General features: G+C 72.0%; 4 protein-coding genes. 2 read left to right on the top strand and 2 right to left on the bottom strand.

Annotated elements, in window-relative coordinates; all coding sequences use genetic code 11:
• Positions 1-302 (top strand): helix-turn-helix domain-containing protein (locus ACFFNX_RS44540; RefSeq protein ID WP_378212314.1); only part of this gene is annotated, 302 nt, incomplete at its 5' end.
• A gap of 82 nt (positions 303-384) precedes the next feature.
• On the opposite strand, the gene ACFFNX_RS44545 is transcribed toward ACFFNX_RS44540, so the two are convergent.
• Positions 385-1,146, bottom strand: a complete 762-nt coding sequence (locus ACFFNX_RS44545; RefSeq protein WP_378212315.1) for a DeoR/GlpR family DNA-binding transcription regulator — start codon at positions 1,144-1,146, stop codon at positions 385-387.
• Between the two features lie 320 nt (positions 1,147-1,466).
• On the opposite strand from ACFFNX_RS44545, the gene ACFFNX_RS44550 reads away from it, so the two are divergent.
• Positions 1,467-2,132 (top strand): sigma-70 family RNA polymerase sigma factor, encoded by a 666-nt coding sequence (locus ACFFNX_RS44550; protein ID WP_378212316.1) that lies wholly within the window; start codon positions 1,467-1,469, stop codon positions 2,130-2,132.
• A 70-nt stretch (positions 2,133-2,202) separates the two neighbouring features.
• On the opposite strand, the gene ACFFNX_RS44555 is transcribed toward ACFFNX_RS44550, so the two are convergent.
• Positions 2,203-3,848 (bottom strand): AAA family ATPase (locus ACFFNX_RS44555; RefSeq protein ID WP_378212317.1); only part of this gene is annotated, 1,646 nt, incomplete at its 5' end.

Consider the following 3,848-nt stretch of genomic DNA (forward strand, 5'->3'; position numbering starts at 1 on the left):
TCGGCGCCCGCTGGGACCTGCTCCGCGCCGACACCCGCCTGCGCCGTCACGGGGTCCAGCGCAGACGGGGGCCACGCCGCCGCGCGGCCACCGGGTGGGACGCCCTCACGCCCGCCGAGCTCACCATCGCCCGTCTCGTCGCCGACGGCCGCCCGAATCCGGACATCGCCGCCAGCCTGTTCGTGTCCCGCCGCACCGTCGAGGTGCACGTCTCGCACATCCTCGCCAAGCTGGGCGTCCGTTCCCGGGTCGAGATCGCGCGCGAGGCGGCGGGCCGGATGGAGCTGCCCTCCGCGGTCTGACGCGTCTCGGGGGGCACGAGCCCGTGGCCTCCGCCGGCCCTCCGCCCCGGCGGAGGTCACGCCCGCGGGCGGAAGATCGAGATCAGGCGCGTACGACGCGGGGGCCGGCCAGGCCGATCGCGGCGGCGGCGCCGTCGTCCAGGCCCGAGTCGGTGATCAGCAGGTCGACGTCGGACAGCGAGCCGAACCTGGCCAGGGAGTCGTTGCCGACCTTCGTGTGGTCGGCGAGCAGGATGGAACGGCGGGCCGAGGCCATCATCGCGGCCTTCACCGACGCCTCGCCGGGGTCGGGAGTGGTGAGCCCGCGCTCCAGCGAGAGGCCGCCGGTCGCCATGAAGGCCACGTCGACGTACATCTGCGACAGCGGCTGCAACAGCCAGTCGTCGACCGTGGCGTACGTGCTGCGGCGCACGCGGCCGCCCAGGATGATCACGGTGAGGTTGGCGCGCGGGGTGAGGATCGTGGCGAGAGGCAGGGAGTTGACGATCACGGTCAGCTCGCGGTCGGTCGGCATGATCTCGGCGAGCCGGCCCGTGGTCGAACCCGCGTCGATGATGATGGCGCCCTCCGCGGGGACCTCGGTCAGAGCGGTCTTGGCGATGCGCTCCTTCTCCGTGGTCATGAGGCCGTCGCGCGCCGACAGGGCGGGGTCGACCGGAGGACGGCCCACGGGGACCGCGCCCCCGTACACACGCCGGACGGTGCCCGCGCGTTCGAGCATGGTCAGGTCACGCCGGATCGTCTCGCTGGTGACCGCGAACTCGTCCGCGAGACTCATGACGTCGACCCGCCCCTGAGCCCGGGCGCGCCTCAGGATCTCTTGCTGCCGCTCCTCTGCCTGCATCGTGTGGTTTCACCACCATTCCCTGTTGAATTCATCATCCAGGCCCGGCGGGGGGCGGTCAACTCTCACCGGGTCGCGTTCGAGGTCCGGCGCTCGGAGCCACCGCCCTCAGCAGCGCGAACGCGACCATTCTGCCCGGTGAACGCCACACGTACGTGCGGGACGGCACATACCTCGAAACTTAAAACTTTCAAATAAGTGAGCTCAACGATGTGAGGCATGCGGCTTCAGCGGATCGTGGAATACGCCACACCTGACGACGAATCCCAAATAGAGCGCTCTCTCTGCGCTCTGAGAATTATCAGGAGAGGCCCGATTCCATGCGCACTCTGGAACGACAGATCTCCCCGGCCTCCGACCACCTCGCCGCCGGCCACACGGTCCGCACCCGACGTCCCGCACGCGGTCGAATCCGTCCCGACCACGCGTCCTCGGCCGACCGTCCCGCACAGGCGCCGCCCCCGCCCGTCCGCCCCCAGGACCCGCACGCCCTGGTCCGCAAGCTCTACGCCGACAGCGCCCCGGCGCTCCTGGCCTACGTCACCCGCCTGCTCTCCGACCCGCACCAGGCCGAGGACGTCGTCCAGGAGACGATGCTCCGCGCCTGGCGCAACGCCGAAGTGCTCGTCCCGGAGCGCGGCTCGGTGAACGGCTGGCTGATGCGGGTCGCGCACAACATCGCGGTGGACAAGATCCGCGCTCGCAGGGCGCGCCCGGCCGAGGTCGAGGAGAGCGCGGCCGTCCCCGGCCGATACGACGATCACGCCGGCGCGGTGGTCGACTCGGTGTTCGTGGCCCGCGCGCTCGCGCGCCTCAGCCCGGCGCACCGCGAGATCCTGCAGGCCGTCTATTTCGCCGACCGCACGGCCGCCCAGGCGGCCAACGACCTGCGCCTTCCCGTCGGCACCGTGAAATCACGCACCTATCACGCGCTGCGCCGGCTGAAAGTGCACCTCGACGAAGAGATCAATGGTGCGTCCCGATAGTCCACGGCGCATTGCCGCCGACGCGACGGGCCTGAGGACCCGGTCTCAACGGTCCTGACGCGCCGCGTCGTCATTCACCGGCACCCGCCTGCGCGGGGACCGGGGCGACGTCCTCGCGCAGCAGCAGGCTCAGGTCCTGGATCGTCGGCGACTCGGTGCGGCGCATGCGCTTGGCGTGCCGGGTGACCGCCTCGTCGAGCACCTGGCGGGCGTACCGGCCGTTGCCGAACGAGGACCCGCGCTGCACGCCGGCGAAATGTGCCCGCAGCGCCGCCACCGTCGCGGTGCTCAGCTCGTACCCGGCCGCCGCCGCGTGCTGGCTGACGATCGTGACGAGTTCGTCGGTCGAGTAGTCGGCGAACCGCACCCGGTGCGAGAACCGCGACGACAGCCCGGGGTTGGCGCCGAGGAACGTCTCCATCTCCCCCTCGTAGCCCGCCGCGATGACGACCACCTCGTCCCGGTGGTCCTCCATCAGCTTGACCAGCGTGTCGATCGCCTCCCGCCCGAAGTCGGGACCGGAGCCGGACGCGGACGCCAGGGTGTAGGCCTCGTCGATGAACAGCACACCTCCGCGCGCCCGGTCGAAGGCGGCCTTCGTCCGCTGCGCGGTGTGGCCGATGTACTCGCCCACGAGGTCGGCGCGGCCCACCTCGATCACCTGGCCGCGCTGGAGCACGCCCATGGCCGCGAGGATCGAGCCGTACAGCCGGGCGACCGTCGTCTTGCCGGTGCCGGGCGGCCCCGCGAAGATCAGGTGGCGGGAGAGCGGCGGCGCCGGCAGGCCCGCCTCGATCCGCTGCCGGGACGACGCGAGCAGGTCGACCATGTTGCCGACCTCCCGCTTGACGTCGGCCAGCCCCACCATCTGCCGCAGCTCGGCGAGGAGCGAGTCCACCCGGCCGACGTCGGAGGCGCCGACGCCGGCCCCGACGCCGGCCGCGGCCGGGGGCGCGAGGTCGGAGGGCAGCAGGCGGGTCATCTCGACGGGCGTGATGTCGGGTTCCTCGGCGAGCCGGTACGCCTGCCGGCCGACCATCTCCTCGAACACCTTCCGCGCGCTGCGGCCGTTGCCGAACGCGTCGTCGCGCGGCATGTTCTCGAAGAAGGTGACGAGCGCCGCGCGGGTCTCGTACTCCAGCCGGTAGTCGTGCGCCCGGCACTGTCCCTCGACGATGGTGACCAGGTCGGCGGGCGAGTAGTCGGCGAACTCGATGGTGCGGGAGAAGCGGGACGCGAGCCCGGGGTTGGTGGCCAGGAACCTGCGCATCTCGTGCGTGTAGCCGGCCACGATCACGACGATCTCGTCCCGGTGGTCCTCCATCAGCTTGACCAGCGTGTCGATCGCCTCCCGCCCGAAGTCGGGGCCGCCGCTGGCGTTCGCGGACAGCGTGTAGGCCTCGTCGATGAACAGCACCCCGCCCAGCGCCTGCTCGAACTTCTCCGCGGTCTTCAGCGCGGTGCCGCCGACGACGCTGGCGACCAGGTCGGGCCGGCCGACCTCGACGAGCTGGCCGGTGGAGATGACGCCGAGCTCGGCCAGGATCCGCCCGTACAGCCGCGCCACCGTGGTCTTGCCCGTGCCCGGGGCGCCGGTGAAGACCAGGTGCCGCGACAGCGGGGGCGCCGGCAGTCCGACGGCGGCCCGCCCGTGCCCGGGGCGCCGGTGAAGACCAGGTGCCGCGACAGCGGGGGCGCCGGCAGTCCGACGGCGGC

Origin of the sequence: Actinoallomurus acaciae (assembly GCF_042429965.1) — a bacterium.
In the GTDB taxonomy this organism is placed as follows: domain Bacteria; phylum Actinomycetota; class Actinomycetes; order Streptosporangiales; family Streptosporangiaceae; genus Actinoallomurus; species Actinoallomurus acaciae.

Excerpts from the sequence above, each read along its gene's own strand:
- ACFFNX_RS44545 (WP_378212315.1), bottom strand. The coding sequence starts at position 1,146 with ATGCAGGCAGAGGAGCGGCAGCAAGAGATCCTGAGGCGCGCCCGGGCT.
- ACFFNX_RS44550 (WP_378212316.1), top strand. The coding sequence starts at position 1,467 with ATGCGCACTCTGGAACGACAGATCTCCCCGGCCTCCGACCACCTCGCC.